Source organism: Thioalkalivibrio sp. ALJT, from assembly GCF_000381825.1.
Lineage (GTDB): Bacteria > Pseudomonadota > Gammaproteobacteria > Ectothiorhodospirales > Ectothiorhodospiraceae > Thioalkalivibrio.
The window spans coordinates 1-14806 of sequence record NZ_KB907128.1 but is presented as its reverse complement, the minus strand read 5'-3'; the positions used below and the strand labels follow the sequence as shown (position 1 = coordinate 14806).

The following is a 14806-nucleotide window of genomic DNA, read 5'->3' as shown; positions in this document are numbered from 1 at the left end:
GCTCAGCGGTCGACGTGGGTCTGCAGCCAGTATTCCAGCAGGGCCGCGTGCCACAGCTTGGAGCCCTGGATGCGGGTGAAGTACTGGTCCGGGGCGTCCAGCAGCTTGTCGATGTAGGCCGGCTGGTACAGCCCGCGATCACGCGAGGCGCGCGAGGTGAGGATGTCGCGCATGAACTCGAGGAAGTCGCCGCGTACGAACTTCAGCGCCGGCACCGGGAAGTAGCCCTTGGGCCGGTCCAGCACGGCGTCCGGCAGGCGCCCGCGGGCGATGCGGCGCAGCACGTCCTTGCCGCCGTCGCCGAGCTTCAGGTGCGGCGGCATCGCGGCGGCCGTCTCCACCAGCTCGTGATCCAGGAACGGGACCCGCGCCTCCAGGCCGAAGGCCATGGTCATGTTGTCCACGCGCTTGACCGGGTCGTCCACGATCAGCGTGGTCACATCCAGCGCCAGCACCGCATCGATGAAGGAGTCCGCACGGTCGGTCTCGAGCTCGGCGAACTGTTCGCGCAGCCAGTCGCCGGTGACGTCGTTCGCCGGCGGGTGGCGCAGCATCTCGGCCATCTCGGGGTGGTCGCGGTCGAAGTAGTGGCGGCGGAAGCGTTCCACCCAGTCACCGTGGCGGTCCTCGGCCATCTGCGGATACCAGAAGTAGCCGCCGAAGACCTCGTCCGCGCCCTGGCCGGACTGCACCACCTTCACATGCTGCGAGACCTGCTCGGACAGCAGGTAGAAGGCCACCGCGTCCTGGCCGAACATCGGCTCGGCCATCGCCCCCACCGCCTCCGGCAACCGGGCCAGCACCTGGTCGTTGGGGATCAGCGTCGCCTGGTGGTCGGTGGCGTAGCGCTCGGCGACCGGGTCGGAGTACTCGAACTCCGAGCCCTTCTCCTCCGGCTGGTCCTCGAAGCCAACGGTAAAGGTGCGCAGGTCCTGCGCCCCCTCCTCCATCGCCAGCGCGACCAGCAGGGAGGAGTCCAGCCCGCCGGAGAGCAGCACGCCCACCGGCACGTCGGCGACCTCCAGGCGCCTGCGCACGGCGCTGCGCAGGCTGTGCTCGATACGCTCCTGCCACTCGGCGTCGGACACGGCCGCGTCCGGGCGGTGGGCATACAGCGTCCAGTAGCGCTGCAGCCGCTCCTGGCCGCGGGCATCGATACTCAGGTAATGCCCCGGCTCCAGCTTGCGGATACCGCGCAGCACCGTGCGCGGCGCGGGCACCACCGCGTGCAGCGAGAACAGCATGTGCAGGGCCTCGGCATCCAGCTCGGTGTCCAGGTCGCCCGCCGCCAGCAGCGCCTGGGTATTCGAGGCGAAGCGGATGCCATCGCCGCTGCGCGCCAGATACAGCGGCTTGATGCCCATGCGGTCGCGCGCCAGCAGCAGACGCTGGGCGTGGCCGTCATACAGCGCAAAGGCAAACATGCCGTGCAGCCGGGCGACGATACCCTCGCCCCACTCGGCATAACCGCGCAGGATGACCTCGGTATCGCCGGTAGAGAAGAAGCGATGGCCGCGGCCTTCCAGCTCGCTGCGCAGGGCGCGGAAGTTGTAGATCGCGCCGTTGAACACCAGCGCAAGCCCGGTCTCCGGGTCGAACATCGGCTGGTGAGCACGCTGCGACAGGTCCAGGATCGACAGGCGCCGGTGGCCCAGCGCGACGCGCCCCGAGGCCCACAGCCCGTCGGCATCCGGCCCGCGCCGTTCCAGGCAAGGCAGCATCAGCGCCACGGCCTCGCCGCTGGCACGCCGTTCACCCCAGACGAATTCTCCTGCGATCCCGCACATGATTCTTTCCTTGCTGGTTAGTGGCTTGGGTTTGGAACCGGCCGGGTCCTTTCCGGCGCGGGCAGGGGCTTCGCCTGCAAGCAGGCTCCTACCGTTCAGGGGGCTCTGACGAGCTTCCGCCGAAGGCGGCCTCCAGGGCCGCCATCAGGGCCCGCGCGGCCGCGCCGGCGCGATCACGATCGGCATGGGCGATGTAGAATGGCACGTTGTGCCGCCCTCCGGCCTCAAGTGGCAGTTCGACCAGGCGACCGGCCGCAAGATCCGCGGCAATGCGGTCCTCCGGCATCCAGGCAAAACCAATGCCCGAGCGCAGGATCTCGCAGGCGGTGCTCATGTGCGAGACCGTCCAGCGCTGATCGGCCTCGACCCAGCCGCCCTCCCCGGCCGACTCCGCGCCCGAATCGCGCACCACGATCTGGCGCTGTGCCTGCAGGTCGCGGCGTGTTAGGGGCTGATCCGACCGTGCCAGCGGATGCCCGGGGTGCGCCACACAGATCATGGACAACTCGCCAACGCAGCCCCCCAGATAGCCGGAAGGCAACTCCGGCGCCAGCAGGATATCGGCCGCCGCACTGCGCAGCATATCCGGTCCGCCGCTCAGCACGACCTCGTGCAACTGGATACGGGTCGCGGGGTACGCGCGCGAAAAATCCTCCAGTGCCGCAATCACGGGGGCACGCGGCAGGAGCTGATCCAGCGCCAGCCGGATCTCGGACTCCACCCCCGCCGCCAGCGCCCCGGCCAGGGTCTCGATCTCCGCGGCCTCCTCCAGCAGGTGCCCGGCGCGTCGCAGCAGGGCCTCGCCAGCCGCGGTGAGTACCGCCCGCCGCCCCTGTATCTCGAAGACCTCCACGCCCAGGCGTGCTTCCAGTTGCTGCACCGCGTGATTGATGCTCGAGGGACTCTTGTGCACGCGTTCCGCGGCCCGTGCAAAACCTCCCGCCTCCACGACCGCCTGCAGCATGCGCCACTGTTCGAGGGTTACTCGGGGCATCCGCAGCCCGGGTTATGGGTACGCGCATGCCACTCCTCGCGCATACGGGCATACGCAGTCGTGGTCAGCAGAACGAGGTGCACGGTCGAGGGATAGATCCGGCCGTCCAGACGCAGGGTCTCGGTCAGTTCCGGGTCGCGGCCCTCCGGGATGTAGAAAAAATCCACGCCTTCGCGCAACTGGTCCTTGCGAGCCTTGAACAGGCGAAAGGCCGTGCCCTTGGACACAGCATTCCATTCGTCGACCTGCCGCAGGCTGAGCGTCGCGTACCCGGCATGAATGACCGGTTCAGGTACCGCCCCGGCAGCGTCCTCGCGACCGTGAAACCGACCCGCGCTTCGAGGGTCTTCAACTGTATTGGTATCCATGGTGGCATTATGCACGCGCAGACCTCCCGGCTCATCAGGCCCGAGGCCCGGGTGGTCAAGCAAAACCCGAACCGTGATCCGCGGCCTCCGGTTGCGTTCACGCCCCCGCAAAGGTGTCCACAGGACAGAATCAATGGAATTTATCCACGAATTCGGACTCTTCCTCGCCAAAGCGGCCACGGCCGCCATTGCCGTCGTGGTCGTCATCGGTTTTGCGGCCAGCATGCTCGCTCGCACGCGCGAAGAGCGGCCGGATCGGCTGCAGGTCAAACGCCTGAACGATCGCTACGAACGCCTGGAAGAGACCGTACGGCGTGCCGTAGAAAGCCCGCGCGGGCGCATCGCGCGCCTGCGTGACTGGGCCATGCGCAAGCGCACACGCACAACCCGCGTAACCCCGCCCGAGGACGATGCGAACCAGGGCGCCACCCGCGACCCTGCAGGAGCCGGCACCGAGGCGGATCCCGCATTCGATGACCGGGACCGCGCCGAACGACCGCGGGTCTATGTGCTGCGTTTCGTGGGCGACATCCGCGCCTCCAGTGTCGAGAACCTGCGTGAGGAGATCACGGCCATCCTCACCCTGGCGCGACCACAGCAGGATCGCGCCGTGGTCTGCCTGGAGAGTCCGGGAGGACTGGTGCCCTCCTACGGCCTGGCCGCTGCCCAGCTGGCGCGCCTGCGCGAGGCCGGAATGGACCTGACCATCGCCGTCGACCGCGTCGCCGCCAGTGGTGGCTACATGATGGCCGCGGTAGGCCATCGCATCGTGGCCGCGCCATTCGCGGTGCTCGGCTCCATCGGCGTGGTCGCGCAGATCCCCAACTTTCACCGCTGGCTTGCGCGCAACGACATCGATATCGAACTCCTGACCGCCGGCGAGTACAAACGCACCCTGACCATGCTGGGCGAGAACACCGACGAGGGCCGCAAGAAATTCCGCGAACAATTGGAAGAAGCGCATGAGCTGTTCAAGACCTTCCTGGCCCGCTACCGCCCGCAACTGGACCTGGACCAGGTCGCCACCGGCGAACACTGGTACGGCGAACAGGCCCGTACGCTGGGTCTGGCCGATGAGCTGGGCACCAGCGACGACCTGCTGCTGACACTGACCCGCGAGGCGGATGTCTTCGAGCTGACCTATCACCACCCGAAGACCCTGGGCCGGCGGATCACCCTCGCGATGGAGTCGATGCTCGAGCGCGTCCTGCGCAGCCAGTCCCCGGAGACCCGCGTTTAGGGAAACGCGCCGAGGAATCGGTGGCTCCCTGCGGCACAGGACAACACCGCGGGCGCCGGCATGGCCTTGTTCAGCGCTGCCGCGGGCCGTTGAGCAGAGCACCGGGGAAGAGCGCGCCGGCCTCGTGCGTCCCCCCAGTATTCACCCCCGCAACAAGGAGCTCCCGATGATCCGGACGAAGCGTCCCCTGACCCACGTTCTTCTGATCCTGCTCACCAGCGTTGCCCTGCTTGGCGCACCGATTGTATCCAGCGCCGACGCTGACATGCCCTGGGGTTCGGCAGAGAAGATGGATCGCCAGTACGAACCGCGCAAAGTGGTGTACGACGTGTACACCCGCAACGCCGCCCGCGAACTGGACATGGTCCTCGACCGTGTCAGCATGCTGAACAACGTCTATAACGCCGACCCCTTCGAATCGCACATCGTGATGGTCCTGCACGGTGCCGAAGTCCCGCTGTTCACGCGCGAGAAGTTCGAGGAGCACGAAGAACTGATGCGTCGCGCTCGCTCACTCACGCAGGCCGGCAACATCGAATTCCGCATGTGCGAAGCCTCCGCACGCCTGCGCGGCATCGAACTGCCCGATATCCACGGTTTTGTGAACGTGGTTCCGATGGCCGACGCCGAAATCATCGAGCTGCAGCACGAGGGCTATCAACTGATGCAGTAAGCGGCCCGTTCCGGGCGCGGCGGACCGCGTCCGCTGCGCCTGTTGCGCTTGTCGCGGCAGGGGCCGGATTCGGTATAGTGAGTGCCCATCTTGCCGTCGGAGCTAGCGTGAACGCTTCACCCCCCTCCAGCCCCGCCGCATTGGCCGCGCCCCGCTCCACAACCCTGGGCTGGCGCGAATGGGTGGGCCTGCCCGATCTCGGGATCGACGCCGTGAAATGCAAGGTGGATACCGGTGCGCGCAGTTCGGCCCTGCATGCGTTTCAGGTCGAGCGCTTCACCCGCGACGGCAGCCACTGGGTCCGCTTCGGCATCCACCCACATCAGCATGACAACCAGACCGAAGTCTGGTGCGAGGCCCCGGTACTCGATGTCCGCAACGTGACCGACTCCGGCGGGCATAGCTCGGAACGTTATTTCATCGCCACCCAGGCCCGGATCGGCGACTGGATACTGCCTCTGGAACTGTCTCTGACCAGTCGCGATACCATGCTGTTTCGCATGCTCCTCGGGCGCGAGGCCATGCGGGGTCGCTTCCTGGTAGACCCGCAGCGATCCTTTGTGCTCGGCCGGCCGGCCGGCATTCCCGCAACCCCGGAACAGGACCCGGAATGAAACTCGGCATCCTCTCGCGCAACAGCAAGCTCTACTCCACCCGCCGTCTGGTCGAGGCCGCCGAACAACGCGGCCACGAGGTGCGCGTGGTGGACCCGCTGCGCTGCTACATGAACATCACCTCGCACAATCCGCAGATCCACTACAAGGGCGACATCCTCGATCAGTTCAACGCGGTCATCCCGCGCATCGGGGCCTCGATCACCTTCTACGGTACGGCCGTGCTGCGTCAGTTCGAAATGATGAACGTCTACCCGCTGAACGAATCCGTGGCCATCTCGCGCTCGCGCGACAAGCTGCGCAGTCTGCAATTGCTGTCGCGCCGCGGTATCGGCCTGCCGGTCACCGGCTTCGCCCATTCGCCGGACGACATCGACGACCTGCTGGCGACAGTCGGCGGGGCCCCCTGCGTGATCAAGCTGCTGGAAGGCACCCAGGGCCTGGGGGTCGTGCTGGCCGAAACGACACAGGCCGCCGAGAGCGTGATTCAGGCCTTCATGGGCCTGAAGCAGCACATTCTGGTGCAGGAATACATCAAGGAGGCCAAGGGTTCCGACATCCGCTGCCTGGTGATCGGCGACAAGGTCGTCGCCTCGATGAAGCGCCAGGCCAAGGAGGGCGAGTTCCGCTCCAACCTCCACCGCGGGGGCAGCGCAACCCTGTGCCGCATCACCCCGGAGGAACGCGCCACCGCGGTGCGCGCGGCCAAGGTCATGGGCCTGAACGTCTGCGGCGTGGATCTGCTGCGCTCCAACCACGGTGCAGTGGTGATGGAGGTGAACTCCTCACCGGGACTGGAGGGCATCGAAAACGCCTCCGGCAAGGACGTGGCCGGCATGATCATCGAGTTCATCGAGAAGAACGCCAAACCCAACCGGACCAAGACCAAGGGTCGCGGCTGACATGGCCACACCCCGCGCCCTGCGCAACGACCCGATCACCCTTGGCGGCACCACGGTGCAGCCCGGCGAAAGGCGCACCGTGGAACTTCAGCTCGGCGCTCTGTACACCCACACCCCCACCCAAATGCCGGTACAGGTGCTATGCGGTCGGCGCAAGGGCCCGGTCCTGTTCGTCAGTGCCGCCATCCACGGGGACGAGATTAACGGGGTGGAGATCATTCGCCGCCTGCTGAAGGTCCCGGCCCTGCGGCGCATGAAGGGCACCCTGCTGGCGGTTCCGGTGGTCAACATGCACGGATTCATCAACCAGAGCCGCTACCTGCCCGACCGCCGTGACCTGAACCGCTGCTTTCCGGGTTCGCAGAAGGGCTCGCTGGGCGCGCGCGTGGCGCGCCTGTTCATGCGCGAGATCGTGCAACGCAGCACCCACGGCATCGACCTGCATACCGGCGCCATCCACCGTTCCAATCTGCCGCAGATCCGGGCCAACCTGGACCATCGCGAGACCCGCGAGCTGGCACGGGCCTTTGGCACCCCGGTGGTGCTCAACTCCGCACTGCGCGACGGATCCCTGCGCGAAGCCGCGGCGGAGCGCCAGATCCCGATTCTGCTGTACGAGGCTGGCGAGGCCCTGCGCTTCGACGAACTCTCCATCCGCGGTGGCGTGCACGGCATTATCGAGGTCATGCGTCACCTGGAGATGCTCCCGGCCAGCCGGCGGCGCGCGCGCAAGGAGCCCATCCTCGCGCGCAGCAGCGGCTGGGTGCGCGCGCCGCAAAGTGGCATCCTGCGCACCTTTGTCCGCCAGGGCGACCGGGTCACGCGGGACCAGACCCGGCTGGCCATCATCTCCGACCCCTTTGGCGAGACCGAGACCGAGATCCTCGCCCCGGCCTCGGGCATCATCATCGGTGAGCTCAACCTGCCGCTGATCAACGAAGGCGACGCGCTGTTCCACATCGCCCAGTTCAACCGCACCGATCTCGCCGTCGAACGTCTGGAGACGTTCCAGGAAAGCCTCGAGGCCAGCGACTATCCCTACGCCGACGAACCCTCGCGGGAGGCACCACAGGCGTAGTCGCACAAGTGCTTGTCCTCGCATCGAAGCCGAGGACGACCGGGCGCTCAGCGCCCGGTCACCCCGGAGCCTTCGTCAGCACCGCCCGTCCCGGGACCGGCACTGGACGGCCTCGCCGGCCGGGGCACAGTCGTCAGACGTGCGCGCTGAACTGCCCCCGCCGCGGCTGCCCCAACAGAAAGCGGAAATCGGGCTCGCGCAGTCGTACCAGGCATTCATGGTCGCCCGCCTCGAGATAGACGTGGCGCTGTTCAAGCAGGCTCTCATCCACCAGGGTTTCCAGCCCGAAAGCGGGACCAAGGGCCGGGATCGCGCCTCGCTCGCAGTCGGCAAACACATCGGCCACCTCGTCCTCGGTCGCCAGCCCCACGTGCTCGCCCAGCAGGCGGTGCAGCCGCCCCAGCTTTACCCGCCGTGTCGCGGGAACAATCACCAGCCGATACTGCCCGTCCTCCTCGACCAGCAGCACCGCCTTGGCCACCTCGTCACCGGGGACATGGGCGGCCTCGGCAGAACGACTGGCCGAATCGGAGTGCGGGTGACGCACCAGCTGATACGCCACCGCATGCGCGTCGAGAAAGGTTTCAAGGGTTCTGGAAATCGTCATGGAAGACCTCCCTCGCGATCCCGGCCGGGAGCGCGTGAATCGCCCGTCCGGACATCTTTCAACTATAGACCCCGTGCGAACTGCCGGCGCCTGCATCCTGGACGCCCGGTCTTGCAAGGACCGCGATGCCGACCTTCAACGAACTGATCATCACCACCACGACGTTCGACCATGACGCGCGCCGGTGCTCGCTGGAACTCACCGCCCCGGTCCGTGACCGCCTCACCTGCGTACCCTATGCTTGAGGCACGAGCGTCACGGCTGAACCGGGGGAAGCGCATGCGTATCAAGGTCCACGGGATCATCATCGAGTGCCTCAGCGGCGATATCGCGGCGCAACACGACATGGACGCGGTGGTCAATGCCGCCAATGCCTGGCTGCGGCCGGGCGGCGGGGTAGCCGGTGCCATCCACCGGGCGGCCGGCCCCGGGCTCGAGCGCGAGTGTCAGCCGCTGGCCCCCATCGAACCCGGACAGGCCGTCCTGACCAAGGGCCATAACCTGCCCAATCGCTTCGTGATCCACTGCCTGGGCCCGGTCTACGGGCGCGACGAGCCCGCCAGCCGTCTGCTGTGCGCCTGCTACCGCAATGCGCTGACCCGCGCCGAGGAGGCCGGGGTCTACAGTGTCGCCTTCCCCGCGCTGTCCACCGGAGCCTTCGGCTATCCGATCGAGGAGGCCGCCCGCATCGCCCTGCAGACCGTGATCGACGCCACCCCGCGGCTGGACACGGTCGGGCATGTGCGCTTCGTACTGCACAGCCCGGACGATCGCGAGCTTCACGAGCGCATCCTGACGGAACTGACCGGGTGAGCCGCCGACGCTCGTCCGGCCTTGCGGGTATCCCACCCCGACCGGGTTGGCAAGCCGGGCCGGGAAAAGGATCATAGGACCGCGCCCCACCCCTGCGGGCCGCCACCACCGCAATGGATCGAGACTGCCCATGTCATATCTTAAGGACTTTCCCAGCCCCGAGGGCTATTTCGGAGATTTTGGCGGCGCCTTCCTGCCACCGGAACTGGAGCCGCACTTCGAGGAGATCAACCGCGCCTACCGCACGCTGGCGCGTTCCGGCGATTTCCTGAACGAACTGCGCTACATCCGCAAGCACTATCAGGGGCGCCCCACCCCCGTCTACTACGCCCACAATCTGAGCCGGGCGGTGGGCGCGCACATCTACCTCAAGCGCGAGGACCTCAACCATTCCGGCGCGCACAAGCTGAACCACTGCATGGGCGAGGCCCTGCTGGCCAAACACATGGGCAAGAAGAAGCTGATCGCCGAGACCGGTGCCGGTCAGCACGGCGTGGCCCTGGCCACCGCTGCCGCCTATTTCGGCATGGAATGCGAGATCCACATGGGTGAGATCGACATCGCCAAGGAGGCCCCCAACGTGACCCGCATGAAGCTGATGGGTGCCCGAGTGGTGCCGGTCTCCTTCGGCGGGCGCTCGTTGAAAGAGGCGGTGGATTCGGCGTTCCAGTCCTATCTTGCGCAGGCCGACGAAGCCCTGTTCGCGATCGGCTCGGTCGTCGGGCCGCATCCGTTCCCGCAGATGGTGCGCAACTTCCAGTCCGTGGTCGGCATCGAGGCTCGCGAACAATATCTCGAAATGAGCGCCGGCGAACTGCCCGATCACGTCGTCGCCTGCGTCGGCGGTGGTTCCAACGCGATGGGCATGTTTTCCGGCTTTATCGAGGACGAGGCGGTACAGTTGAACGGGGTGGAGCCGCTGGGGCGCGGCACGAAGCTGGGCGAGCATTCGGCCACCATGACCTACGGCAAACCCGGCATGATCCACGGTTTCAAGTGCATGCTGCTGGCCGACGACGAAGGCAACCCGGCGCCCGTCCACTCGATTGCCTCGGGCCTGGACTACCCCGGCGTCGGCCCGGAACACTCCTACCTGAACACCACCGGGCGCGTGATCTATCACGCCATCAACGACGACGAGACCCTGAATGCGTTCTACCAGCTCTCGCGCACCGAAGGGATCATCCCGGCACTGGAAAGTGCCCATGCCGTGGCCTGGGCCATGAAACACGGCCGCGAAAACCCGGGCACAACCCTCCTGGCCAACCTCTCCGGGCGCGGCGACAAGGACATCGACTACGTCGCCCGCGAGTTCGGGCACGGCTGAGGGAGCCGGGCCCGTCCTTGGGGTATCCCGAGTTCGGGCCCGGCAGCGCCCCGGAGGCAGACACAATGGCAGGTGGATGGGCGAAAGATGGCGCCGAGCAGGAACAGATCGACCACACGGTCGAAGATGCCCTGCAGCGCGTACGCAGCCGGATCCCGGCGGGCTCGAGCCTGACCACGTGCGAGGCGTGCAACGCAGCGATCCCCGAAGGGCGGCGCCAGGCCCTGCCGGGGGTTCGCCTGTGCGTGACCTGCCAGGAGGCGCAGGATGCACGCCAGCAGTCATCCGGCCCCTATAACCGCCGTGCCTCCAGGGACAGCCAGCTACGCTGACTCGCCCCGCGGGCGCCTGCCGACCCGGGAGTCCGTCGGATTCGGGACGAATCTGCTGCCCCGCGCGCCCGACGATCGCCCCAACCCGCCAGGCACCGGCTCACTACAGATACTTCAGCCGTGCCCGCAGCGACTCGGGATCGGAAACCACATCCTGCAACCGGGCGCCATCGTCCGTACTGCCAACGACCACGCCCTTGCCGGAGACCGGGATCACGCTGTCGATCTGGAACCGCCCGCTCGTTCCGCGCAGGAAGCACTCCTCGTCGAAGTACAGGCAATCTCCATCCGGCCCGATCACGTCCGACTCGAGCGTGTCAAAGCCGATCAGCCGCGCGATATCCTCGCGCCCTTCCACCTCTACTGGTTCAATCGTCTGCGGTTCCGGGTCAATCAACAAGGCCTTCATCCGTTCTCCTCGCAAGCCATCCATCCACGTTTCGTCATGGTAGCGGCCGACACCCGGTACCGCCTACCTCACGATCCGGCATACCCTGTATGCCCTCGGGCCGCTCCCTCGCAATACCACCAGCGGCTGTACACCATTCGCAATGGCCCTGGTCGAGACGACAGACCGGCCCTCGCTGCATACGCCCCGCTCCGTCCGGCAACAACCTGCGTCCAGCCGCCAAATCACACCGCCAAAACGGTAACCGACGATCCCGTTTGCAATTCGGGATGTGCACAGTTTTACTCTCTTGACAGGAGCTTGTCGGGTCTGGGCGATCGTCGCGCGCTGCGAGGCAGCAGATCCGTCCCGAATCCGACTGGCTCCCGGGGAGACCAGGGTCAACAAACACGCTCGCGGCCGCGTGGCTTGCGGGCCACCCCGTCGCGGTCATGGCCGAGAAGACAGTATTTCTGCTGCATGGGGGCCGCAACGCCGGTTCCGAGCGCACTGTCGATTGCTACGAGCGGTTGCGTCAGGGGCTCCGGACCCTGTCGGGGCTCCGGTCCGATATTGCGCCAGGAGATCGGCAATGGCGAGGCCATCCAGACGACCGGGCCAAACGCCTGCTCGCTGCGTGACACGACCGGGAACCGGTGAAGTTCGGACGATCGTCGCGAGCATGCCTGTTGATCGATATTTCCCGATACCGGGTTGAGTACACGCCCCACGAAATCCAAAGGACCAGGAGAAACCGTTGAGCGAAAACCCTCACAACCTCGAAGAACAAAAGAAAGAACTGGAAGCCGAATACGACACTGAACACGAAATCGGCGAACAGAACATCAACCCGCTGGGGCTGGACCTGCACAATCCCGTGTTCGTCGTCAGCGCCATTCTGATCATCGCCTTCGTCATCCTGTCCCTGGTGTTTCCGGAACAGGCCAACGCGAACCTCGACGCCACACGCCAATGGATCGGCCGCACCTTCGACTGGCTGTTCCTGTCCGCCGGCAATATCTTCGTACTGCTCTGCCTGGCCCTGATCGTGCTGCCCATCGGGCGCATCCGCATCGGTGGCCAGGATGCGAAACCGGACTTCTCCGTCATCTCCTGGTTCTCCATGCTGTTCGCCGCCGGCATGGGCATCGGCCTGATGTTCTGGAGTGTCGCGGAGCCGGTGGGCTACTTCACTGAATGGTTCGGCACCCCGCTGGGCATTGAAGGCGGCACCGAAGAAGCGCGCCAGGCCGCCCTGGGCGCGACCATGTACCACTGGGGCCTTCACCCCTGGGCCATCTACGCGGTAGTCGGCCTGTCACTGGCCTTCTTTGCATATAACAAGGGCCTGCCGCTCACCATCCGCTCGGCGTTCTATCCGATCTTCGGCGAACGCGTCTGGGGCCCGCTGGGTCACGTGATCGACACCCTGGCCGTACTGGCCACCATGTTCGGTCTGGCGACGTCTCTTGGACTCGGGGCTCAGCAGGCCGCATCGGGCCTGGAGTTCCTGTTTGGTATTGAAGCCGGCCTGAACACCCAGATCGCCATCATCATCGGGGTCACCATTGTGGCCCTGCTGTCGATCATGCGCGGCATCAATGGGGGCGTGAAGGTACTCAGCAACATCAACCTGATGTTCGCCGCGCTGCTGCTGATCTTTGTAATGATCGCTGGCGGGATCCTCGCATTCCTGGCCAACGTGGGCACCACGGCGAGCGGATACGCCCAGTACATCCTGCCCCTGTCCAATCCGGTCGGACGCGAGGACGAGACCTTCTACCACAGCTGGACCATCTTCTTCTGGGCCTGGTGGATCTCCTGGTCACCGTTTGTCGGCATGTTCATCGCGCGGGTCTCGCGTGGACGTACCGTGCGCCAGTTTGTGACGGCCGTGCTGCTGGTCCCGACCCTGGTCACGGTCATCTGGATGAGCGCCTTCGGCGGCTCGGGCCTGGATCAGGTGCGCGACAACATCGGCGCCCTGGCCTCGGAAGGCATCACGGACTCGTCCCTCGCGCTGTTCCAGATGCTGGAGCACCTGCCGTTCACCGCCATCACTTCGTTCCTGGCGATTGCACTGGTGCTGGTGTTCTTCGTGACCTCGTCGGATTCCGGCTCCCTGGTGATCGACTCGATCACCTCCGGCGGCAAGACCGACGCTCCGCAGTCGCAACGGCTGTTCTGGGCCACCTTTGAAGGGATCGTCGCCGGTGTCCTGCTTGCGGTCGGTGGCGCCACGGCCCTCACGGCCCTGCAGGCCGGAGCCGTCAGTACCGGGCTGCCATTCGTCATCGTGCTGCTTCTGATGAGCGTGAGCCTGTTGAAGGGGCTCTTCCACGAACTGGCCCTGGTCCGGATCGAGGAAGCCAAGGCCTGACCCTGCGGTCGCGGGCTGGGCCCGCGGCCACAGACCCGACACCCCGCGTCCGCTCCGGCGGCGCGGGGTTTTTTGTGCCGACGCGACAGACAAAGCCGTAATCGGGCATCCTGCGGTCGATGAAACCGACCGATCATCCATCGCCTCCTGTGCGCGTGCGCCGATGAGCCTGCACCGCGCCATCGCAAGGCATCCGTTGCTGGCAGGTATCGCGTTCCAGGCTGCACTGATTCCGCTGGCCCTGATCCTCGCCCGCTTCGCCGGCATCCCCCTGGCTGACCAGTTGCACTGGTCGCTCGAGGCCGCAACCCTTGGTGCTCTGGCAGTACTCCCGATGCTCGCACTACTGGCCGTGCTGGCGGCCAGCGGCTGGGCGCCCTACCGGAAGCTGGAACAGCAGGTACGCGGCTTCGTCCGCCAGTTATTCCATGGTGCCCTGCCGGGTGCCGTGCTGCTGCTTTCCATTCTTGCCGGGGTCGGCGAGGAACTGCTGGTGCGGGGCGTTCTGCAGGGCTGGCTGGAGACGCGCTGGGGCCCTGTGTCGGCGATCCTGGTCGCGGCGCTGGTATTCGGACTGGCCCACGGCATCAGCCGCTTCTACTTCTTCTTCGCGACCCTGGTCGGCCTTTATCTCGGCGTGCTCTATCACATCACCGGAAACCTGCTGGTGGTGATCGTCACCCACGCCCTTTATGACTGGATCGTGATCCACCTGTACCTGCGGTCACGGGGTCCCGACGACACCCGGGACGCCCCTGGCGGACACGACCCGGGCCCGCCTGCACCATGACCCGGACCGTGCACACCAGGCGGCCGAAGCCGGGGTGCCACGCGAGGATGAACGGTACTCGGTGTTTCCTTGACGGCACCGCGATACCCCGTATGGTTCGCACTCGAAAGTCACTGCAGTGCGGAGGTACAATTTTTCTGGCGTTTCTTCCTCGTCAGGGAAGCATCCGTTCATGCGCACCGGAACCGGACCGGGTGAAACCGGGTTACCAACCCGATCATGCATGGCACTTAGTGTGCTTTAACATTAGTTCGTTATACAATATAGGCCATGGGTTGATCTCCATTTGAGAGGGGGCGTTATGGCTCAACGTGGTCGCAAACCGATCAAGCTGGACCTGTCGGATGCTGAGCGTGCCGAGTTGCAGCAGTGGGTGCGGCGCCGCAAAACGCCAGCGGCCGAAAAGCAACGCGCGGAGCTGATTCTGGACAGTTCCGAGGGCCTTTCCGGGCGAGACATCGCGGCCCGGCACCAGGTGTCGGTGCAAACGGTTTCCAAATGGCGAAGGCGTTT

At 66.0% G+C, this 14806-nt stretch carries 16 protein-coding genes; 11 read left to right on the top strand and 5 right to left on the bottom strand.

The window, feature by feature from the left end; genetic code table 11:
* Positions 1 to 2 precede the first annotated feature (2 nt).
* From G332_RS0109415 to G332_RS0109405, 3 genes are all read right to left on the bottom strand, one after another.
* Complete coding sequence (locus tag G332_RS0109415) at positions 3 to 1787, bottom strand: N-acetylglutaminylglutamine amidotransferase (RefSeq protein WP_019626748.1); 1785 nt, start codon at positions 1785 to 1787, stop codon at positions 3 to 5.
* 88 nt (positions 1788 to 1875) lie between these two features.
* Positions 1876 to 2781: a LysR family transcriptional regulator gene (locus G332_RS0109410; RefSeq protein WP_255414589.1), complete on the bottom strand. Its 906-nt coding sequence runs from the start codon at positions 2779 to 2781 to the stop codon at positions 1876 to 1878.
* A complete protein-coding gene (locus tag G332_RS0109405) occupies positions 2769 to 3149 on the bottom strand; it encodes a hypothetical protein (RefSeq protein ID WP_026340755.1) in 381 nt (126 codons plus the stop codon). Before G332_RS0109405 ends, G332_RS0109410 begins: the two co-directional genes overlap by 13 nt.
* 133 nt (positions 3150 to 3282) lie before the next feature.
* On the opposite strand from G332_RS0109405, the gene sohB reads away from it, so the two are divergent.
* The 5 genes from sohB (at position 3283) to G332_RS0109380 (ending at position 7656) form a co-directional block, all read left to right on the top strand.
* Positions 3283 to 4389, top strand: coding sequence for a protease SohB (gene sohB / locus G332_RS0109400; protein WP_019626745.1), 1107 nt, complete (start codon positions 3283 to 3285; stop codon positions 4387 to 4389).
* Positions 4390 to 4555: 166 nt separating this feature from the next.
* Complete coding sequence (locus tag G332_RS0109395) at positions 4556 to 5062, top strand: DsrE family protein (protein ID WP_019626744.1); 507 nt, start codon at positions 4556 to 4558, stop codon at positions 5060 to 5062.
* Positions 5063 to 5169: 107 nt separating this feature from the next.
* Entirely contained in the window at positions 5170 to 5676 is a 507-nt protein-coding gene (locus G332_RS0109390) for an ATP-dependent zinc protease (protein ID WP_038059675.1), read from the top strand.
* Positions 5673 to 6578, top strand: a complete 906-nt coding sequence (rimK, locus tag G332_RS0109385; RefSeq protein ID WP_019626742.1) for a 30S ribosomal protein S6--L-glutamate ligase — start codon at positions 5673 to 5675, stop codon at positions 6576 to 6578. The genes G332_RS0109390 and rimK overlap by 4 nt, the downstream gene beginning before the upstream one ends.
* Position 6579: 1 nt before the next feature.
* Positions 6580 to 7656 carry a succinylglutamate desuccinylase/aspartoacylase family protein gene (locus tag G332_RS0109380; RefSeq protein ID WP_019626741.1) on the top strand — a complete coding sequence of 359 codons (1077 nt, stop codon included), beginning with the start codon at positions 6580 to 6582 and terminating at the stop codon, positions 7654 to 7656.
* 133 nt (positions 7657 to 7789) lie between these two features.
* On the opposite strand, the gene G332_RS0109375 is transcribed toward G332_RS0109380, so the two are convergent.
* Positions 7790 to 8263, bottom strand: a complete 474-nt coding sequence (locus tag G332_RS0109375; protein WP_019626740.1) for an aminoacyl-tRNA deacylase — start codon at positions 8261 to 8263, stop codon at positions 7790 to 7792.
* A gap of 279 nt (positions 8264 to 8542) precedes the next feature.
* Here G332_RS0109375 and G332_RS0109365 point away from each other — a divergent pair, with 279 nt between their 5' ends.
* The 3 genes from G332_RS0109365 (at position 8543) to G332_RS0109355 (ending at position 10735) form a co-directional block, all read left to right on the top strand.
* Positions 8543 to 9076 carry a macro domain-containing protein gene (locus G332_RS0109365; protein ID WP_019626738.1) on the top strand — a complete coding sequence of 178 codons (534 nt, stop codon included), beginning with the start codon at positions 8543 to 8545 and terminating at the stop codon, positions 9074 to 9076.
* Between the two features lie 130 nt (positions 9077 to 9206).
* Positions 9207 to 10403, top strand: coding sequence for a tryptophan synthase subunit beta (gene trpB, locus G332_RS0109360; protein WP_019626737.1), 1197 nt, complete (start codon positions 9207 to 9209; stop codon positions 10401 to 10403).
* Between the two features lie 65 nt (positions 10404 to 10468).
* On the top strand, positions 10469 to 10735 hold the full coding sequence (locus tag G332_RS0109355; protein ID WP_019626736.1) for a DksA/TraR family C4-type zinc finger protein: 267 nt from the start codon (positions 10469 to 10471) through the stop codon (positions 10733 to 10735).
* A gap of 103 nt (positions 10736 to 10838) precedes the next feature.
* On the opposite strand, the gene G332_RS0109350 is transcribed toward G332_RS0109355, so the two are convergent.
* A complete protein-coding gene (locus G332_RS0109350; RefSeq protein WP_019626735.1) occupies positions 10839 to 11144 on the bottom strand; it encodes a hypothetical protein in 306 nt (101 codons plus the stop codon).
* Between the two features lie 736 nt (positions 11145 to 11880).
* Between G332_RS0109350 and G332_RS0109345 the strand changes: the two genes are divergently transcribed.
* The 3 genes from G332_RS0109345 to G332_RS12840 all read left to right on the top strand — a co-directional run.
* Positions 11881 to 13503: a BCCT family transporter gene (locus G332_RS0109345; RefSeq protein WP_019626734.1), complete on the top strand. Its 1623-nt coding sequence runs from the start codon at positions 11881 to 11883 to the stop codon at positions 13501 to 13503.
* A gap of 163 nt (positions 13504 to 13666) precedes the next feature.
* A complete protein-coding gene (locus tag G332_RS0109340) occupies positions 13667 to 14293 on the top strand; it encodes a CPBP family intramembrane glutamic endopeptidase (RefSeq protein WP_019626733.1) in 627 nt (208 codons plus the stop codon).
* A gap of 301 nt (positions 14294 to 14594) precedes the next feature.
* The coding region (locus G332_RS12840; protein WP_019626732.1) for a helix-turn-helix domain-containing protein at positions 14595 to 14806 on the top strand (212 nt) is incomplete at its 3' end.

Coding starts and splice junctions, on each gene's coding strand:
- G332_RS0109415 (WP_019626748.1), bottom strand. CDS start 1,787: ATGTGCGGGATCGCAGGAGAATTCGTCTGGGGTGAACGGCGTGCCAGC.
- G332_RS0109410 (WP_255414589.1), bottom strand. CDS start 2,781: ATGCCCCGAGTAACCCTCGAACAGTGGCGCATGCTGCAGGCGGTCGTG.
- G332_RS0109405 (WP_026340755.1), bottom strand. CDS start 3,149: ATGGATACCAATACAGTTGAAGACCCTCGAAGCGCGGGTCGGTTTCAC.
- sohB (WP_019626745.1), top strand. CDS start 3,283: ATGGAATTTATCCACGAATTCGGACTCTTCCTCGCCAAAGCGGCCACG.
- G332_RS0109395 (WP_019626744.1), top strand. CDS start 4,556: ATGATCCGGACGAAGCGTCCCCTGACCCACGTTCTTCTGATCCTGCTC.
- rimK (WP_019626742.1), top strand. CDS start 5,673: ATGAAACTCGGCATCCTCTCGCGCAACAGCAAGCTCTACTCCACCCGC.
- G332_RS0109380 (WP_019626741.1), top strand. CDS start 6,580: ATGGCCACACCCCGCGCCCTGCGCAACGACCCGATCACCCTTGGCGGC.
- G332_RS0109375 (WP_019626740.1), bottom strand. CDS start 8,263: ATGACGATTTCCAGAACCCTTGAAACCTTTCTCGACGCGCATGCGGTG.
- G332_RS0109365 (WP_019626738.1), top strand. CDS start 8,543: ATGCGTATCAAGGTCCACGGGATCATCATCGAGTGCCTCAGCGGCGAT.
- trpB (WP_019626737.1), top strand. CDS start 9,207: ATGTCATATCTTAAGGACTTTCCCAGCCCCGAGGGCTATTTCGGAGAT.
- G332_RS0109355 (WP_019626736.1), top strand. CDS start 10,469: ATGGCAGGTGGATGGGCGAAAGATGGCGCCGAGCAGGAACAGATCGAC.
- G332_RS0109350 (WP_019626735.1), bottom strand. CDS start 11,144: ATGAAGGCCTTGTTGATTGACCCGGAACCGCAGACGATTGAACCAGTA.
- G332_RS0109340 (WP_019626733.1), top strand. CDS start 13,667: ATGAGCCTGCACCGCGCCATCGCAAGGCATCCGTTGCTGGCAGGTATC.